We start from the raw sequence: 17913 nt of genomic DNA, 5'->3' as shown, positions 1-17913 counted from the left end.
ACTACTTCTTTTTGCGCTTAGCCGGAGGCTCGCCCAACGTGACATCGGACGTGGCCATCGGCTCGTCATCGGCCAGGTCTTCGCTGAGCGTGAACGTTCCCGAAACCTTGGCCGCGGCGACGAGGTCGGCGTGGGCGGCACGCACGTCCGCGGCGGCAGTGGGCGAGACGTGCAGGGTCACGGCCTCGATCGGGGTGCGCATCGACACCTTGGCCTCGGACTTGATCTTGCGCAGCACCGACAGCGCCTGGCCCGCGTTCGCCAGTAGGTCGGCGTCCCCGCCGAGGTCGCGGAAAGACGCGGCATCGGGCCATGCGGCGCGGTGGATCGAGCCGTCGCGATACCAGCTCCACACCTCCTCGGCGGCGTAGGGCAGGTAGGGGGCGAGCAGCCTCGTGACGGTGTCGACGACGATGGCCAGGGTCGTGCGCGCGGAGGCGACGAGACCGGCCTCGATGGTGCCGGCGAAGTTGTTCGCGCGGTCCTTGACGAGCTCGAGGTAGTCGTCGCAGAACGTCCAGAAGAAGCTCTCGGTCAGCTCGAGCGCGCGCGTGTGGTCGAAACGCTCAAGGGCGGCCGTCGCCGCATCCACGACCTCCGTCAGCGCGGCGAGCACCGAACGATCGAGCGGCTCGGTGACGGCTCGGGGATCCAGCGACAGCGGCTCGTCGCCCCCGCCCATCGCGAGGGCGAATTTCGAGGCGTTGAGGAGCTTCATCGCCAGGCGGCGACCGATCTTCATCTGCTGTTCCTCGAACGCCGTGTCCGTGCCGAGCCGCGCGGCGGCCGCCCAGTAGCGCACGGCGTCCGCCCCATGGGTCTCGAGCAGCCCCATCGGGGTGACGACGTTGCCCTTTGACTTCGACATCTTCTTGCGATCCGGGTCGAGGATCCACCCCGAAATCGTCGCGTGGCGCCACGGCAGGGCGTCAAACTCCAGGTGAGCACGCACGAGGGTCGAGAACAGCCACGTGCGGATGATGTCTTGGCCCTGCGGGCGGATGTCCATCGGGTAGACGTTGGCAAACAGCTGCTCATCGCGCAGCCAGCCCGAGACGATCTGCGGAGTGAGCGAGGACGTCGCCCAGGTGTCCATGATGTCCTTTTCGCCCGCAAAACCGCCGGGGACGTCACGCTGGTCGGGGGTGAAGCCTTCGGGGACGTCGACCGTGGGGTCGATGGGCAACTGATCGAGAGACGGGGTGAGGACGGCGTCGTAATTGACCTCGCCCGCCTCGTCGACGCGGTACCACACGGGAATGGGCACGCCGAAGAAGCGCTGGCGCGAAATAAGCCAGTCGGAGTTCAGCCCGCCCACCCAGTTCGCGTAGCGCACCTTCATGAAGTCGGGGTGGAAGGACAGCTCGTCGCCGCGATCGAGCAGCTCCTCGCGCAGGGGCTTCGCGGCGCCGTCGCGGGTGTAGTCGGTGCCGCCGTTGCGGATGTACCACTGGCGGCTCATGACGATTTCCAGCGGCTTGTTGCCCTTTTCAAAGAAGTTCGTCTGGCGCATCGTCGGCTTGGGCTCGCCGATCATCTCACCCGAGGCCGCGAGCGCCTCGACGATGACCTTGCGTGCGCCGAAGGTGGTCTTGCCGGCCGTGGCGGCATAGAGGTCGCGACCGTCCGCGTCCGTGATCCACTCGGGGGTCTCGGCGAGGATGCGCCCGTCGTGACCAAGGATGACGCGGGTATCCAATTCCAGCTCGCGCCACCATGCGACGTCGGTGACGTCACCGAACGTACAGCACATGGCGATGCCGGCGCCCTTGTCCATTTCGGCGGCCGGGTGGGCGAGGACGGGGACCTCAACGTTGAAGCCGGGCGAGGTGACCGTCGTGCCGAAGAGGTGCTGATAGCGCTCGTCGTCGGGGTGGGCGACGAGGCAGCAGCAGGCGGCCAGCAGCTCGGGGCGGGTCGTCTCGATGACGACGTCACCCTCGCCGTCTATGCGGTGGAAGGCGAAGGCGTGGTAGTCGCCGGGGTATTCGCGAGACTCGACCTCGGCCTGGGCGACGGCGGTCTGGAAGGTGACGTCCCACAGCCCGGGGGCGGCCTGTTGGTAGGCCTCGCCACGTTCGAGGTTGCGCAGGAAGGCCCACTGGGTGACCCTCTGGGTGTCCTTGCCGATCGTCTGGTACGAGTGCGACCAATCGACCGAGAGGCCGAGACGGCGCCACAGCGCCTCGAACTGCTTTTCGTCCTCGACCGTCAGCTGCTCGCACAGCTCGATGAAGTTGCGTCGCGACACCGGCACCTGGTCGGCCGCCTTGACCGACTTCGCGTCGCCGTGGTGCGGCGGCTCGAAGTCGGGGTCGTAGGGCAGGGACGGATCGCAGCGGACCCCGTAGTAGTTCTGGGCGCGCCGCTCGGTCGGCAACCCGTTGTCGTCCCACCCCATCGGGTAGAAGACGTTCTTGCCGCGCATGCGCTGGTAGCGGGCGAGGATGTCGGTGTGGGTGTAGGAGAACACGTGGCCGACGTGGAGCGATCCCGAGGCCGTCGGCAGGGGAGTGTCGATCGAGAACACCTCGGCGCGCGTCGTATCCGGATCAAACGCGTAGACCTGACGGTTCTCCCACACCTGCTGCCAGCGGTCTTCCAGGCCGTCGGGGCTGACGCGGTCGGGGACCTTCGGCGCTGCAACGGTGAGAGCCTGCTGGTCGCCGGCGTGCTCAGGGGTCGTCATCGGGTGTCCTCCCAGTGGGTTCCAGGTCTGTGGTGGCTAGGCTATCGAACGCGCACGCGCACGCCCAAGTAGGCAGCTGGTGCTCTCAGTCTGCGCCAAGCGCGCGGTCGCGCTCAGCAGCGGCCGCGACGGCGGCGTGGGCGGCCTCGCGCATCCCGCGGTCTTCCAGCGCGAGAAGTCCGGCGACTGTCGTCCCACCGGGCGAACACACCTGGTCAACGAGCGTGGCGGCAGGGGCCGGGCCATCGCCCAGCGACGCCAGCAGGTCGGCCGTGCCGCGCATCGCCTGCGTGATCGCCGCCATCGCCTGCGCCTTGGTCAGCCCCTGGGCGACACCGGCCTGAGCGAAGGCATCCGCGATCGCGGCGAGCCACGCCGGCGAGCAGCCCCCAAGCGCCGAATACGCGCTAAAGAGATCCTCGTCGAGGACGAGCACCTCGCCGATCGCCTCAAAGACCGCACTCACGCTCGAGCGCTGGTCCTCCGTCGCGTCGTCGGGGAACGCGATGGCCGTCATCGCCTGTCCCACGCGGGCGGCGACGTTGGGCATGACGCGTACGGCCACGCCCTTTCCGCCCAGCGCCTCGGCGAGGCGCTCGCGGGCGAAACCCGCGGCAACCGAGACGACGCTCATTCCGTCACGGGCGTCGCCGGCGGCGCCCGCGTAGTCGCGGGCAACTTTGGCGATGAGGTGAGGCTTCACGGCGAGGACGACGACGTCGCCCTCGCCAAGGTCGCGGGCAAAATCCTCGAGGCTTTCGGCGGGGTGGGCGCCGATCTCGTCGGCGAGGCGGCTCGCGACCTCGGTCGAGGCGTCGAAGAGGCTGAGATCGCCGGCCTCGACGAGACCGCCCTCGCGGATCCCCGCCGCGATCGCTCCGCCCATGTTGCCGCACCCGATAATTCCGACGCGCATGTGTCTCCCCGTCCCGCTCGCGGATATATGTCGCGTCCAGCCTATGCCGCGACGCCGCAATCCTCTCGCTCTCGCCGCTGCTGCGCCGGTGAATCCGGTGACGGCGCGCACTTAGCGATCTATCGTTGGCATCATGACGTGCTACCCGCCCCCTCGTGAGAACTGCCGCATCGTCGTGACCGGAGCCTCATCCGGAATCGGGGAGGCGACGTGTCGGCTGCTGCGGGACAACGGCTGGCAGGTCGTCGCCGTTGCTCGCCGACGCGAGCGGTTGGAGCGCCTGAGCGCGGAGATCGGCTGCGAGTACGAGGTATGCGACGTCACCGATGCCGACGCCGTGGACGCGATGGCGCAGCGAGTGTTCGAGCGGGGAGCGGTGAGCGGCGTCGTCATCAACGCCGGCGGCGCCCACGGTGCCGATCCCGTCGCCGCGGGGAAGGCCGAGGACTGGGAGTGGATGTACCGCGTCAACGTCGCGGGTGCCCTCGCCACGACGCAGGCGTTCCTGCCACATCTGCGTGCCAACGGCGGCGACCTCCTCTACCTGACATCGACGGCTGCCCACGAGACCTACCCGGGCGGGGCCGGCTACACGGCCGCCAAGCACGCCGAAGCAATGATTCCCGAGACGATGCGCCTCGAGCTCGTCGGCGAACCCGTCCGCATCTTCCAGGTGTGCCCGGGAATGGTCAAGACCGAGGAGTTCTCGCTCAACCGCCTGGGGGACCGCGAGCGCGCCGAGGCCGTCTACGCCGGCGTCGAGGATCCGCTCGTGGCCGCCGACATCGCCGACGTCATCGGCTACTGCCTCTCGCGTCCGCCCCACGTCGTCCTCGACCGCATCGACGTGCGCCCGCGCGCACAGGCCACGACGATGGTCGTGGCGCGCTCGCCGCGCCCCTGACCGCCCAGCGGGCACAATTGATCCCGGCCCGGTTGGCCACTACAGTGGCACCGAAGGTGCATGATCCGGCCGGGGAAACCCGGGTATCACCGGGGAGCCGCGGGAAGAACGGGCCAGACCTCAGTAGAACCCGCCGGGTACGCCCGTGACAGCGACAAATGAAGCGGCGCGCGTTGGCGCGCAAGCGAGGTGGTACCGCGTCAGGTTCTCCGGGCGTCCTCGTGAGGTAGGTTATGCATCACGAAGGAAGCAGCGAGATGACAGGTTCGCACTATCCGCGCCACCGCGACGAGGCCGTCGAGGCCTCTCCGGTATTCCCCGATCGCGAGCGCGACACCCTGGCCTATTGGGAATCCGACGGCACGTTCCAGGCCTCGATTGACGCCCGCGACGCCGGCGAGGCCGGGGCGAACGAATACGTCTTCTACGACGGCCCGCCCTTTGCCAACGGCCTGCCCCACTACGGGCACCTGCTCACCGGCTACGTCAAGGACATCGTCGCGCGCTACCAGACCCAGCGCGGCAAGCGCGTGGAGCGCCGTTTCGGGTGGGACACCCACGGGCTGCCCGCCGAGCTCGAGGCCGAACGCATCCTCGGGATCACCGATAAGTCCGAGATCGAGGGCGGCGTCGGGATCGCGAAGTTCAACGAGACGTGCCGCTCCTCCGTGCTCACCTACACGAAAGAGTGGCAGGACTACGTGACCCGGCAGGCGCGCTGGGTCGACTTCGACAACGACTACAAGACGATGGACCTGCCCTACATGGAGTCCGTCATCTGGGCGTTTAAGACCCTCTACGACAAGGGCCTGGCCTACGAGGGCTACCGGGTGCTGCCGTATTGCTGGAACGACCAGACGCCGTTGTCGAACCACGAGCTGCGCATGGACGACGACGTCTATCAGGATCGCTCCGACCAAACCGTCTCGGTCGCCGTGCGCATGGAAAGCGGCGATATGGCCGTCATCTGGACGACGACGCCGTGGACGTTGCCCTCGAACCTCGCCATCGCCGTGGGTCCCGACATCGACTACGTCCGCGTCGAGGTGGGTGCCGATGGTGCCGAGTGGCTCCAGGGCGAGACCCTCATCTTCGCCAAGGACCTCGTCGAGGCTTACGCCAAGGAACTGGGCGAGCAGCGCCGCATCGTCGGCGAGTGTAAGGGCTCAGAGCTGCTCGGGCAGCGCTACTACCCGATGTTCACCTACTTCGCCGACCGCGACGCGAGCGAGGCCCCTGGCCCGAATGCGTGGACGATCATCCCCGGCGACTTCGTCACAACCGAAGACGGCACCGGCCTCGTCCACATCGCCCCGGCGTTTGGTGAAGACGACATGGCGATCTGCCTGGAGGCCGGGATCGAGGCGGTCGTCCCGTCGACGACGCCGGCTGCTTCACGCGCGAGGTCTCGGACTACGCCGGCACCCAGGTCTTCGACGCGAACAAGCAGGTCATCCGCGACATGCGCAACTGGGCCGGCCCCTTCGAGCGCGTCGACGAGGCGCGCCGGTGCAAGCTCGTGCGCACCGAGTCCTACACGCACTCCTATCCGCACTGCTGGCGCTGCCGCAAGCCCCTCATCTACAAGGCGGTGTCCTCCTGGTTCGTCAAGGTCACGGCATTCCGCGACCGGATGGTGGAGCTGAACCAGCAGATCGAATGGGTCCCCAGCTACATCAAGGACGGCATCTTCGGCAAGTGGCTCGAAGGCGCGCGCGACTGGTCGATCTCGCGCAACCGCTACTGGGGCAGCCCCATCCCTGTGTGGAAGTCGGATAACCCCGAGTACCCGCGCATCGACGTCTACGGCTCGATCGCCGAGCTCGAACGCGACTTCGGCGTGGAGGTCACCGACCTGCACCGCCCGGCGATCGACGACCTCGTCCGGCCCAACCCCGACGACCCGACGGGGCGCTCGATGATGCGGCGCATCCCCGACGTCCTCGACTGCTGGTTCGACTCCGGGTCGATGCCCTACGCCCAGGTGCACTATCCCTTTGAAAACACCGAGTGGTTCGAGAACCACTACCCGGGCGACTTCATCGTCGAATACATCGGCCAGACCCGCGGCTGGTTCTACACCCTGCACGTCCTGGCCACGGCGCTGTTCGACCGCCCCGCCTTCACCAGCTGCATCTCGCACGGCATCGTGCTCGGCGACGACGGGCGCAAGATGAGCAAGTCGCTGCGCAACTACCCCGACGTCTCGGGCGTGTTCGACACCTACGGCTCCGACGCCATGCGCTGGTTCCTCATGTCGAGCCCAATCGTGCGCGGCGGCAACCTCATCGTCACCGAGAAGGGCATCCGCGACACCGTTCGCCACGTCATCTTGCCGCTGTGGAACGTCTACTACTTCTTCACCCTCTACGCCAACGCGTGCAACGGCGGCGAGGGCTACCAGGCGAAGCTGCTCGACGTGGACGATCGCGAGGCTCTCGCGGGCCTCGACGTCATGGACCGCTACCTGCTGGCCCGCACGAAGGGCCTCATCGATGGCGTGGCCGAAGCGCTCGACGCGATGGACATCCCCGGAGCGTGCGCGCTCGTCAGCGACCACATCGATCTGCTGACGAACTGGTACGTGCGCACGACACGCGATCGGTTCTGGAACGAGGACGCTCGCGCCTACGACACGCTCTACACCGCGCTCGAGGCCTTCCTGCGTGCCATCGCCCCGCTGCTGCCGCTGCTGAGCGAGGAAATGTGGCGTGGGCTGACGGGGGAGCGCTCGGTTCACCTGAGCGACTATCCGGTGTGGTCCGATGCGGTCGCCGATGCCGACCTCGTGGCGGCGATGGACGAGGCGCGCGCCGTCGTCTCGTCGACACATTCTCTGCGCAAGGCCCACTCTCTGCGGGTGCGCCAGCCGCTGCGCACCCTGACGGTCGTGACCGAGCACCCACAGGCGCTCGCCCCGTTCGGCGACCTCATCGCCGGCGAGGTCAACGTCAAGAACGTCGCCCTCGACGAGGTGACGACATCGGGATTCCAGCTGCGGCGCGACCTCAAGCTCAACCCCAAGGCGTTTGCCCCGGCGGTGCGCAAAGCCACGTCCCAGCTGTTCAAGGCCCAAAAGGCCGGCGAATGGGAAGAGACCGAGACCGGGGTGCGTTTCCCCGGGGTCGAGGTCGAGGGCGCCCCCGTCGAGCTCGACGGCGACGCGATCGAGCTGACGACGTCCGTGGCCGCGGCCGAGGGACAGGTCGCGAGCGTGCTGGCCTCGGGCACCTTCGTCGTCCTCGACACGACGCTAGATGCCGAGCTCGAGGCCGAGGGGTACGCCCGCGACCTCGTGCGCAAGATTCAGGACGAACGCAAGAAGGCCGGCCTCCACGTCGCCGACCGGATCGCGCTCAACCTGATGGTGCCTGGCGACGTCATCGCCGGCGTGCGCGAGCACAGCGACATGATCGCCCACGAGACGCTGGCCACCTCGGTGAACATCGAGGAAGGCGACGAATCCATCACCGTCGCCAAGGCCTGACACAAGACGGGCGGGGCCGCTCCCGTGAGAGCGGCCCCGCCCGTCTTATCTGCGTATCGGTCGCGATGCGCGGGCGAATAGCTACCTCACGATCGCGGTGATTCCGCAGCCCTCCTCAGGTCGAATAGCTCCCACGAGACACCGGGGGCAGCGTCAACGCGCACGCGTGCCGTCTCGGCGCGGTCGTCACCCAGGCAGCTGAACGTCGCCTCGCCGTCGTTGATAAACACTTCGACAACGCCGCGATCGTAGAACGCCTCGACGCGGTGGATCCGATCGAGCTCCACGCGACACGGCGTCGCGTTGGGACGCGCCAACTCGACGACGCCACCGACGATGCGCAGCACGGGAACGTCGTCCGCCTCGCTGAAGGCGACGGTGACGGGGGCAGCCTCGTCGTCGAAGCTCATGCGAAGGGCATAGGCGTTCGCGCACGCCTGCCCGGCGGGCACGGCCTCGCGCATGAGCGCGCGGATCTCTCGCGCGGGCACCATCCCCAAGCCGCGATCGGTGACGACGAGCTCGCGCGGCAGCGACAGCACGCCCTGGTTGAGGTGATCGAGGGTGCCGCGGCGGTAACACCAGTCGGCGAGCCATCCCCACGCGAGGATGCGATCGTCTTCGACGAGCGTTTGGACGGCGTAGAAGCTATCGCCCTCGTCGATCCACCCGGCGCGAGTCTCCGGGCCATCGAGGTCGTACCAGCGCACGGGCTGGAAGGCCCCGCTCGGGCGGCGATAGTGCATGATCCCGCCCACGGCGAAGCGCCGGCCAGACACGGTGAGGACGTCGGGACACTCGATGGTCGACGATTCCGAGATGCCCGCGTCGGCAACGACGACGCCCTCGGGACTCCACCCCTCGCTCCACTCGCGTTCATCGTCGTGGAGGTACGACACGATCGCCGGCAGTCGATTGGGATCGGGTTCGCCGCCCGGGTCGTGGTGGGGGAGCGCGGCCAGCGTGAACACGCCGTCACCAGGCGTGCGCGAGGTGGCCTCGGTGGGGCACTCGCGGTCGACGTGGGTGGCGAGGATCATGTGAACGCCCACCTCGTCAACGACGAGCTTGGGGTCGCGCCAGTCGCGCCCGACCGCGTCGTCGCGGGTGAGCGCTGTGACCTCGGGGCCGGGCAGGATCCCATCCGTGGTTTGCAGGACCGTTTGGATCTCGACCAGGGAGTCGGGATCCGCGCCGTTTTGAACATGGCGAGTCAGCGCGACGAGCAGGGTCTCGGCGTCATCGCCCGAGCACGGGCGTCCCGCGGCGTCTAGGGGCAGCGCCGATCCCGAGAAGGCACCCCCGCTGAGGGCGGTGTCCTCGAGCAGCTCGGGTTGAGGCTCGAGGAAAATTGGCAGGTGGCGCCAGTGAACGAGGTCGTCGGAGACCGCGTGCCCCCAGTGCATGGAATCCCAGTGCGCGGCGTAGGGCGTGTACTGGTAAAAGACGTGATAGACGCCGCGGAACTTCGACAAACCGTTCGGGTCGTTGAGCCACCCCGTTGGCGGCGTGATGTGAACGAAGGCGTGTCCCACCGCGGGGGCGGGCGCGACGACGGTGACGCCCTCGGCGAGAACGCGATGGCTGTCCCACGTGTAGGCCAGCGCGATGCGTGCGCCGCTCACGTCGAGGCGATCAGCGCCGTCGGGGCACGCCAGCCGCAGCAGGCCGCGACGTGCACCCAGGCGCAGCGCGGCCGAGTCGACGTATGTATCGCCACTGAACAGATTCACCTCGACGGCGTCGTCGCCGATGCGCTCGAGGCAGACGTCGACGCGAGTGAAAGCAGCGGAGGCGGGCAGAGTCAAAGAAATCGCCATAAATATCGTGTTATTTCGTCAGAATGCAGCTGGCACCGTCGACCGGCTCGCCGGGGGCAAGCAGGGCATGGCTCAGCGCGCAAGCGGGCAAATCGGTCAGGGAGGGATCGTCAAGGTCGAGGGAATTCCCCAGCAGCGAGGTAATGAGTTTCGTACAGCCCCAGTATCCCATTTGATAGTGGGGAAGCGCGATCGAGGAAAGATTCGGGTAGAGCACCTGTTGGAGCATCTCGGTGCGGTCGACCGAGATGACCGCGAGGTCATGCCCAATCACGCGCTCGGCAGCGGTCGATGCCTGATAGACCATCGCCGCGCGCAAGTCGTTAAAGCAGAACACGCCGTCGACGTCGCTTTTCAATGCCTCGACGAGGGGACCTCGCGCGTGCGAGATGCTCTCGGCGATTTCGAGCACGCGTACCTCCACGTCGGCTGTCGTGCCGCGGATCTCAGCGAAAAAGCCGTCGAGGCGAGCGGCCCGGGCGACGATGGGGGCGGGCGTGGACACGTAGAGGATGCGTCGGGCACCGGCTCGCAGCAGCTCGCGAGCCCCCAGGCGCCCGATCGCCTTCTCGTCCGGCGAAACGCTCGGGGTCGACTGAGTGGGACTGGTGGCGTCGACGATGACGGTCGGCAGGGTTTCCAAGCGAGAGGGCAGGGCAAGGGGCCGGTTAAACATCGAGGCGTAGAGGTAGCCATCGACGCGGTAGGAGGCGAGGGCATCGAGGTGGTGAGCCTCGACATCCGGATCGTCGCCGGTATTGACCGTCAGCAGCGTGTAGCCGTAGCGCCGGGCCGCGTCCTGGGCGCCGAGCAGGATCTGGCCCCCGCGCGCGCCCGTCGCGATGACGTCCGAGATGAATCCGAGGATCCGGGTCTCTTGCAGGCGCAGTCCGCGGGCCAGCGCATTGGAACGGTACCCCATGCGGGCAGCCGCCTGGCGTATGTCGGCGGCGACCTCGGGGCGCACGCGCCCCGAACTCTTCCCCGTCAGCACGCGCGAGACAGTGGCTACCGAGACACCTACGTCGTCTGCGACGTCGCGCAGGGTGACCCGCATGGCGCATCCTCCTCGTCGGGGTGATCGGGCTGGGTGCCGGGAAGCTTGGCCCACACCCACCGAATGTGGGTGAGGGCGACGAGAACCGGCGTGATGCCGAACGCGATCACGAGTGCCGGAAGCTTGATAACCAGCGCCGACCATACGGCAATGATGACGAGGCTGGCCAGTGTGACCAGCGGGCGGGCACACACCATGAGGACGGCCGTGCGGATGAGCGGTCCCGCCCCCAGATGCATGTGGGCGCTGAGGAAGACGAGGTTCACCCACGCGAGGGTGAGCACGATGATGAGCAGAAGGAGGACGCCCGCGCAGGCGTAGGCGAGCAGCCCACGCCCGACGACGTTCGTCACTCGATACTCGATCGCGAGACCGAGGAGAATCACCGTGCTCACCCAACCGCGGACGTTCGCCCCGATGAGGCCCTCACGCCAGAACCGCCAAAACGTCGCGGGCAGGTCACGAACCCGCAGCGGCGCACCGCGAAGGCGCTCGTAGCGAGTCACCCGGACGATGGCCTCGAGGGCCGGGAAGACGCCGAAGACGATCAACCCGGCACACGAGGTCGCCACCGCGAGGACGTGACAGACGACCAGCCGGCAGATGAGGCGGCACAGGGCCTCGTAACTCAGGGCGAAACGGGCGAGACTCATCCCTTCACGGCCCCCAGCATGACGCCCTTATCGAAGTAGCGCTGCAAGAACGGGTAGGCCACCAGCAGCGGCACCGTCGAGACGATGATGATGCCGAACTTCATCTGGTCGGCCGCCCGTTGCGCGTCGGCCACACCAATCGACGTCGTCGCGGTGTTCTGGTTGACGAGCAACAGCTGCTGGAGGATGTTTTGCAGCGGCAGCTTGGAGTCGTCGGTGATGTAGACAAGGCCGGTCATGAAGTCGTTCCAGTGGCCGACGAAGTAGTACAGGCCGATGACGGCGAGGATCGCGGAGGACAGCGGCAGCACCACCTTGAAGAAGAACCCGAAGTAGGACAGGCCGTCGATGCGCGCGGCATCGAAGAGCTCCGAGGGAATCGAGGTCTCGAAGAACGAGCGGGCAACGATGACGTTGTACACCGAGACGGCACCGGGCAGGATGAACACCCACATCGAGTTGAGCAGTCCCAGCTGCGAGTACAACAGGTAGGACGGGATCAGGCCGCCCGAGAAGAACATCGTGAAGGCGAACAGGAACAGGATGAGGCGGCGGGCCTTGAACTCGGCGCGCGAGAGGGCGAATGCCGCCGGGATCGTCACGATCATGTTCAGTGCCGTTCCCAGCACCGAATACAGGATCGTGTTGCGGTAACCCTGCCAGATCCGCGGTTCGTCGAAGATGCGCGAATACCCCTCAAACGTCGGCATCTTCGGCAGCAGCCTCACCTGCCCGGACGCGACCGCGTTGGGATCGGAGATTGAGGAGATGACGATGAACCACAGGGGATAGAGGACCGCGATGACGACCAGGCACAAAATGACCCCGATCGCCAGCGTGATGACCAGGTCACCACCGCGTTGGCGCTTCAAATCAGCATAGAAAGCAGAAAGACGTGTCATGGTCGTGTCCTAGAAGATCGAGGAGCCGGACGCCTTCTTCGAGATGGCGTTAGCGGCGATGAGGAAGCAGAAGTTGACGACCGTGTTAAACAACCCGATCGCGGTGGAGTACGAGAACTGCGAACCCAAAATACCGATCTTGAACGTGTAGGTTGCGATAACCTCCGTCGCCGGCAGGTTAAGGGCATTTTGCATGAGGTAGATCTTGTCGAAGCCAACGGCCAAGACCGAACCCATCGTCATGATGAGCAAGATGACACACGTCGGCATGATCGCGGGGATGTCAACGTGGCGAATGATCTTGAGTCGTCCGGCCCCATCCAGCTTGGCCGCCTCGTAGAGCGACGTGTCGACCGAGGACAGCGCCGCGAGGTAGATGATCGCGTTCCACCCGACGTGTTGCCACACCTCACTGATCCAGTAGATATGGGTGATCGCCGTTGGTGACCCCATGAGCGAGGCGTCTCCACCGAGGAATCCCAACAGTCCCGAACCCGGGGCAAGGAAGATGTTGAGCATCGAGACGATGACGACGACGGAAATGAAGTGCGGCATGTAGGTGACGGTTTGGATGAACCCCTTCAGGCGCTTCGACGCCACCTGGTTAATGAGCAGGGCGAGGATGATCGGGAAGAAGAATCCCATGACGAGGGTCCACAAACTGATGCGGACCGTGTTGATCATGATCTCGCTGAAAAGGGGAGAGGAGAAGAAGTTCGAGAAATAGGTGAACCCCATCCACTCACCACCGGTGATGCCCTTAATTGGGTCGAACTTCTTGAACGCCAGCTGAATACCCCACATGGGGACATAGGCGAAGAGGCCGACGAAACACAGGGCCGGGGCGACGAGCACCCACAGCTGCCAGTAGTCGCGGAAGTGCGACGACAGGCGCGACTTCTTGGCGGGCGCGAGGGAGGGCGTCATTGCTTGGGTGCTCATCACTGATCACTCACCTTGTCGTAGAGACGCTGCCAAATCTCGATGTTTGTCTTCAGGCCGAGGGAGGGCTCGGACACCTTTTCGACGTAGGTGTCCCACTCCTTCTCGATTCCGCCCGACTGCACCCACTTGGCGAGCATGTTGTTGACGTAGTTGAAAATCGCCGTGTTGTTGTTCGACAGCTGGTCGGTCTCATCCGAGCTGGGCCGGACGTAGATCGGCACGACGTCGCGGACGGGATCGACGTTGGCGATCGCTGCGTCGTAGGCCGAGTTCGCCTCGGTCACGTAGTCGGCGTTCGTGTCGTTGACGATGGTGACGGAGTCGGGAATGTAACCGCCGAAACGGTCCTGGAGGGCGATCGAGCGGGTGTCGGTGTACTTGGCGTAGGCCTTGGCCTTGTCGATCGTGTACGTACCCTTGCCGTCGGTCGTGACGAAGGTGGGAATCGACCCGAAGTAGCCGGCGACCGAGAGGTCGGGCGAATACATGGCGTTGACGATCGCCAACACCGCGTCCATGTTCGGGGTATCCGCACGTACCGTCACCGCGTAGGCGTATTCGGTCGCGTCCTGGGAGTAGTCCCACTTGAGCTTGGAGTCGGGATCGCTCGCGTGCTGCTTGAGCGGGGGAACGGCGACATACTGCTTGCCGAGGGCGCCGTATTCGGAGTCCGTCGACCATCCGAACGACACGCCCGTCAGAGCCGTCTTGCCGTCCCCGATCGTCTGGGAGGCGTATTGGGAGCCGTCGCGGGTGAAGGTGTCCTTGGGGATGAGTCCCTTGTCGACGAGGCCGTGGAGGAAGGTCAGCACGTCACGAAGCTCGGTGCTGGTCAGGTAGGACTTGACCGTGCCGTTGTCGACGTACATGCCCTGGCTCGACGCCGAGGGGCCCATGTACGACGTCGTAATGCCCGTGGAGTTGAGCAGGACGAGCGGCGACCACAGCCCGAAGCCGACGTCGTGGATGTTCATGGGGACCTCGTCGGCCTTGCCGTTGCCGTTGGGATCCTTGGTCTTAAACGCCTCCAGCGTCGACTCGAGCTCGTCCCACGTCGTCGGCATGGGCAGCCCGAGCTTGTCGAGCCACGTCTTGTTGATGAACATGTGGGTCGCCGAAACGCGGTAGCCCTTACCGCGATCGGAGGGCAGGTTGCGGATGACGCCGTCTTGGCGCGCCATCTTCGCCGCCACCGGGCGCTCCTCGAGGAAGCGCTTGACGTTCGGCATCTTGTCGAGTTCCTTGCCGAGGTCGGCAAACCGCGAGAAGTAGCGAGAGACGTCGGCGGGATCGTAGAGGGTGAGGCCGATATCGGGGAAGTCGTTGGCGGCCATCGACGCGGCCTTTTGCTGATCCCACGCCGTGTCGAGGATCTCCTGCCACTTGATGTGGCAGTTGCAGGCCTTCTCCAGCGAGGCCGAGTAGGTCGTCTTCGCCATGGGAACGTCGATCGCGTTGCGGCGAACCTTGATGGTGACGATGGGGCGCCCGTCCTCGGCGACGGTTTCGTCGGCAGAGGTGCCGCAGGCCGTGCAGACGAGGGCGCTGACCGCGGCTATTGCGCATGCCGCGCGAGTGAGGAAATGTCGTGGAGACAGGTGCATGAGATACCTCCGTTGGTAATGGGGCAAAAGGTCTCGCGACACAGGTCACGCTAGCAGGGCAATCGTTTGCCTGTTTGTGTTGGACGCCACATCTAGTGGTGTGGGGTAGACAAAGCCCCCGCGACGCTACCTTCGCGGGGGCTTTATGTGGAGGTCGACTAGGAGAGGGCGGCCAGCGCCGCGTCGTAGTCGGGCTCCTCGGTGATCTCCTCGACCTGCTGGGTGTAGACGATGCGACCCTCGGCGTCAGCGACGATGACGCAACGCGACAACAACCCGGCCAGCGGCCCGTCCTGCATCGTGACTCCCAGGCTCTCACCGATGTCGGAGCGGAACGCCGAGGTCGCGCGGACATTCTCGATGCCCTCGGCCCCGCAGAAGCGCGCCAGGGCGAAGGGAAGGTCCTTCGAGATACACAGCACCGTCGTGTTCTCGAGCGCGGCAGCGGCCTCGTTGAAGTGGCGAACGCTCGCCGCACACACGTCGGTGTCGACGGAGGGGAAGATGTTGAGGACCAGGCGACGACCGCGGAAGTCGGCCAGGGAGACTTCGGCCAGCTCGGTGTCGACGAGCGTGGCAGAAGGCAGATCGGAGCCGAGGGCGGGAAGGGTGCCGCAGGTGTGGACGGGATTACCGGTAAACGTGATCTCACTCATGGACCAAGCCTAGGCCAGGCACTCGCGCGCCGCGCGCCGACGCGAAGTGGCTTCCGCGCGGCTGTGTCGTCGCATGCGCGGGGGGCGGACTGGGTCGGCGACAGCCTAGACTGGCGCTGATTTACGAAAGGACTGCGATGGCTTCAGGTAGTGACCCCGAACTGGCCCCCTATCTCGAGGCGGCTGATACGCCCGATGCGCCCGACACGCTGCCCATCGTCGAGGCAACTCCCGAGGCGTCGGGCGAACGTGGGGCCGTGAGTGCCCTCGTCGAGGCCTCGCTCATCGGCGGACCCCTGGGAGCCGACGTCGTGCGTGAGGTGAGCCGAGACGAGCGGGTTGCGAAGGCCGACGAGGACGACGTCTTCGCCCAGGCGGCCGAACGCGCCGTCGCCGAGGAGCGGGTCAACCGCATTTTCGCCTCGCTCATGGAGCGTGCCCCCGAACACCGGATCAGCCCGACGCGCGAACGCATTGAACGGGTGCTGGAGTGGATGGGCGATCCTCAACTGGCCTACACGACGGTTCACGTGGCCGGCACCAACGGCAAGACGACGACGGCGCGCATGATCGAGTCCATCGTGCGGGCCTCCGGGCAGCGCACGGGGCTGTTTACTTCCCCGCACCTGCACAGCCCGCGCGAGCGGATCTGCCTGGATGGTGCCCCGATTTCGGCCCCGGGATTCGTCGACGCCTGGCAGGATGTCGAGGCGTTCATCGACCTCGTCGACCGCGAGTCGCGCGAGTGCGAGCGCGGGCGACTGTCCTTCTTTGAATGCCTGACCGCCATGGCCTTCCAGGCCTTCGCCGATGCCCCGGTGGCCGTCGGCGTCATCGAGGTCGGCATGGGCGGCACGTGGGACTGCACGAACGTCCTCGATTCGGCCGTGCAGGTCATCACGCCGATTGCGCGCGATCACGAGGCGTGGTTGGGGCACACGATCGCCGAGATCGCCCGCAACAAGGCGGGGATCATCCGCCCCGGCGGCATCGTCATCTCGGGTCGTCAAGTGCCCGAGGCGCTCGCTGTCCTCGAGGAGGTCGCGGCGGCCCAGGGGGCGCAGCTGCGAGTGCTCGGGCGCGATTTTGACGTCGTCGCCCACGAAAAGGCGGTTGGCGGCTCGCTTATCAGCGTGCGCACCCCCGCCGCGCTCTACGAAGACATCTACGTCCCGGTGCTTGGCGAGTACCAGGGCGATAACGCCGCGTGTGCGCTCGCCGCGGCCGAGGTCCTGTGGTCGGGGCAGCCGCTTGAGGCGGCGCTCGCCGAGCGCGGCCTGGCGAGCGTGACGTCGCCGGGACGCGCCGAGATCGTGCGCACGTCCCCGATGGTGATGGTCGACTCCGCGCACAACCCCCACGGGGCCGCGGCGTTGCGCTCCCTCATCGAAACCGACTTCTCCCTCACGCACGTCGTCGGCGTTTTCGCCGGCATGGCCGACAAAAACACCGAGGGCGTGCTAGCCGAGATGGAGCCGCTGCTCGACAGCCTCGTCGTGACGACGCTCGATACCGAGCGTGCCCTCGACGTCGAGGCGGCCCGCGCGATAGCGATCGACGTGTTTGGCCCCGACCGGGTCATCGCCGCGGCAACGCCGGCCGAGGCGCTGGATCTGGCGGCGGCCGAGACCGATGCGTCGGGCGACCCGACGGCGTCGGTCGGGATCGTGTGCTTCGGCTCAGTCATTCTCGCCGGCGACGTGCGTGCCCTGTGCGGGCGCGCAGACGTTGACGGGCAGGTGGGAGCATGAGCATCGTCGCCGCGGCAGACGGATCGTCCCTGCGCAATCCCGGGCCCAGCGGATGGGCGTGGTACGTCGACGACGAGCACTGGGACGCGGGCGGGTTCGCAACGGGAACGAACAATATCGGCGAGCTGACGGCTGTCGCCGAGCTGCTCGCCGCGACCGCCCACCTCGACGAGGACCTCCTCATCCTGTGTGACTCGCGCTACGTCATCGACTCGTTGACATCGTGGCTGCCGGGGTGGAAGCGACGTGGTTGGCGCAAGGCCGACGGCAAGCCGGTGAAGAACGCGGAGCTCATGAAGCGCCTCGACGAGCTGATGGCGGGGCGGCGCCTGCGCTTCGAATGGGTGCGCGGCCACGCCGGACACCCCCTCAACGAACGCGTCGACGACCTCGCGCGTGCGCAGGCGCGCGCCTGGGATCTCGGTCAGCCGATCCCCGGCGGCCCCGGCTGGGCGGGAAAGCGCGGAGCGGACACGGGCGCTGAGACCGATGACTCCGAGGCGCCCGACGCCCTCTTCTAGGCACACCA

At 66.5% G+C, this 17913-nt stretch carries 12 protein-coding genes and 1 pseudogene; 4 read left to right on the top strand and 9 right to left on the bottom strand.

Annotated features, from left to right (window positions below; genetic code table 11):
- Position 1: 1 nt before the first annotated feature.
- Complete coding sequence (valS, locus tag H8R18_RS05635; protein ID WP_194189186.1) at positions 2 to 2689, bottom strand: valine--tRNA ligase; 2688 nt, start codon at positions 2687 to 2689, stop codon at positions 2 to 4.
- Positions 2690 to 2774: 85 nt separating this feature from the next.
- Positions 2775 to 3605: a pyrroline-5-carboxylate reductase gene (gene proC / locus H8R18_RS05630; RefSeq protein WP_191071100.1), complete on the bottom strand. Its 831-nt coding sequence runs from the start codon at positions 3603 to 3605 to the stop codon at positions 2775 to 2777.
- A 133-nt stretch (positions 3606 to 3738) separates the two neighbouring features.
- On the opposite strand from proC, the gene H8R18_RS05625 reads away from it, so the two are divergent.
- Entirely contained in the window at positions 3739 to 4509 is a 771-nt protein-coding gene (locus H8R18_RS05625) for an SDR family oxidoreductase (protein ID WP_191071099.1), read from the top strand.
- A gap of 257 nt (positions 4510 to 4766) precedes the next feature.
- A pseudogene (ileS, locus tag H8R18_RS05620) lies at positions 4767 to 7996 on the top strand (isoleucine--tRNA ligase).
- Positions 7997 to 8082: 86 nt separating this feature from the next.
- On the opposite strand, the gene H8R18_RS05615 reads toward ileS, so the two are convergent.
- The 7 genes from H8R18_RS05615 to tpx all read right to left on the bottom strand — a co-directional run bounded on the left by H8R18_RS05615 (position 8083) and on the right by tpx (position 15633).
- Positions 8083 to 9816 carry a hypothetical protein gene (locus H8R18_RS05615; protein WP_191071097.1) on the bottom strand — a complete coding sequence of 578 codons (1734 nt, stop codon included), beginning with the start codon at positions 9814 to 9816 and terminating at the stop codon, positions 8083 to 8085.
- A 10-nt stretch (positions 9817 to 9826) separates the two neighbouring features.
- Complete coding sequence (locus tag H8R18_RS05610) at positions 9827 to 10873, bottom strand: LacI family DNA-binding transcriptional regulator (RefSeq protein WP_191071096.1); 1047 nt, start codon at positions 10871 to 10873, stop codon at positions 9827 to 9829.
- A complete protein-coding gene (locus tag H8R18_RS05605; protein ID WP_191071095.1) occupies positions 10837 to 11526 on the bottom strand; it encodes a YesL family protein in 690 nt (229 codons plus the stop codon). The genes H8R18_RS05610 and H8R18_RS05605 overlap by 37 nt, the downstream gene beginning before the upstream one ends.
- Positions 11523 to 12428 (bottom strand): carbohydrate ABC transporter permease, encoded by a 906-nt coding sequence (locus tag H8R18_RS05600; protein ID WP_191071094.1) that lies wholly within the window; start codon positions 12426 to 12428, stop codon positions 11523 to 11525. Before H8R18_RS05600 ends, H8R18_RS05605 begins: the two co-directional genes overlap by 4 nt.
- Positions 12429 to 12437: 9 nt before the next feature.
- On the bottom strand, positions 12438 to 13370 hold the full coding sequence (locus H8R18_RS05595; RefSeq protein WP_191071093.1) for an ABC transporter permease: 933 nt from the start codon (positions 13368 to 13370) through the stop codon (positions 12438 to 12440).
- Positions 13370 to 14977 (bottom strand): extracellular solute-binding protein, encoded by a 1608-nt coding sequence (locus H8R18_RS05590; RefSeq protein WP_191071092.1) that lies wholly within the window; start codon positions 14975 to 14977, stop codon positions 13370 to 13372. The genes H8R18_RS05595 and H8R18_RS05590 overlap by 1 nt, the downstream gene beginning before the upstream one ends.
- Positions 14978 to 15135: 158 nt before the next feature.
- Positions 15136 to 15633 carry a thiol peroxidase gene (tpx, locus tag H8R18_RS05585; RefSeq protein WP_191071091.1) on the bottom strand — a complete coding sequence of 166 codons (498 nt, stop codon included), beginning with the start codon at positions 15631 to 15633 and terminating at the stop codon, positions 15136 to 15138.
- 137 nt (positions 15634 to 15770) lie between these two features.
- Here tpx and H8R18_RS05580 point away from each other — a divergent pair, with 137 nt between their 5' ends.
- Both H8R18_RS05580 and H8R18_RS05575 read left to right on the top strand, forming a co-directional pair.
- Positions 15771 to 17384 (top strand): bifunctional folylpolyglutamate synthase/dihydrofolate synthase, encoded by a 1614-nt coding sequence (locus tag H8R18_RS05580; RefSeq protein ID WP_191071090.1) that lies wholly within the window; start codon positions 15771 to 15773, stop codon positions 17382 to 17384.
- Complete coding sequence (locus H8R18_RS05575; RefSeq protein ID WP_191071089.1) at positions 17381 to 17905, top strand: RNase H family protein; 525 nt, start codon at positions 17381 to 17383, stop codon at positions 17903 to 17905. Before H8R18_RS05580 ends, H8R18_RS05575 begins: the two co-directional genes overlap by 4 nt.
- The last annotated feature ends 8 nt before the right edge of the window (positions 17906 to 17913 follow it).

This window comes from Nanchangia anserum, assembly GCF_015240065.1.
Taxonomy (GTDB): Bacteria; Actinomycetota; Actinomycetes; order Actinomycetales; family Actinomycetaceae; genus Nanchangia; species Nanchangia anserum.
This window is presented reverse-complemented; position numbering and strand designations above follow the sequence as displayed.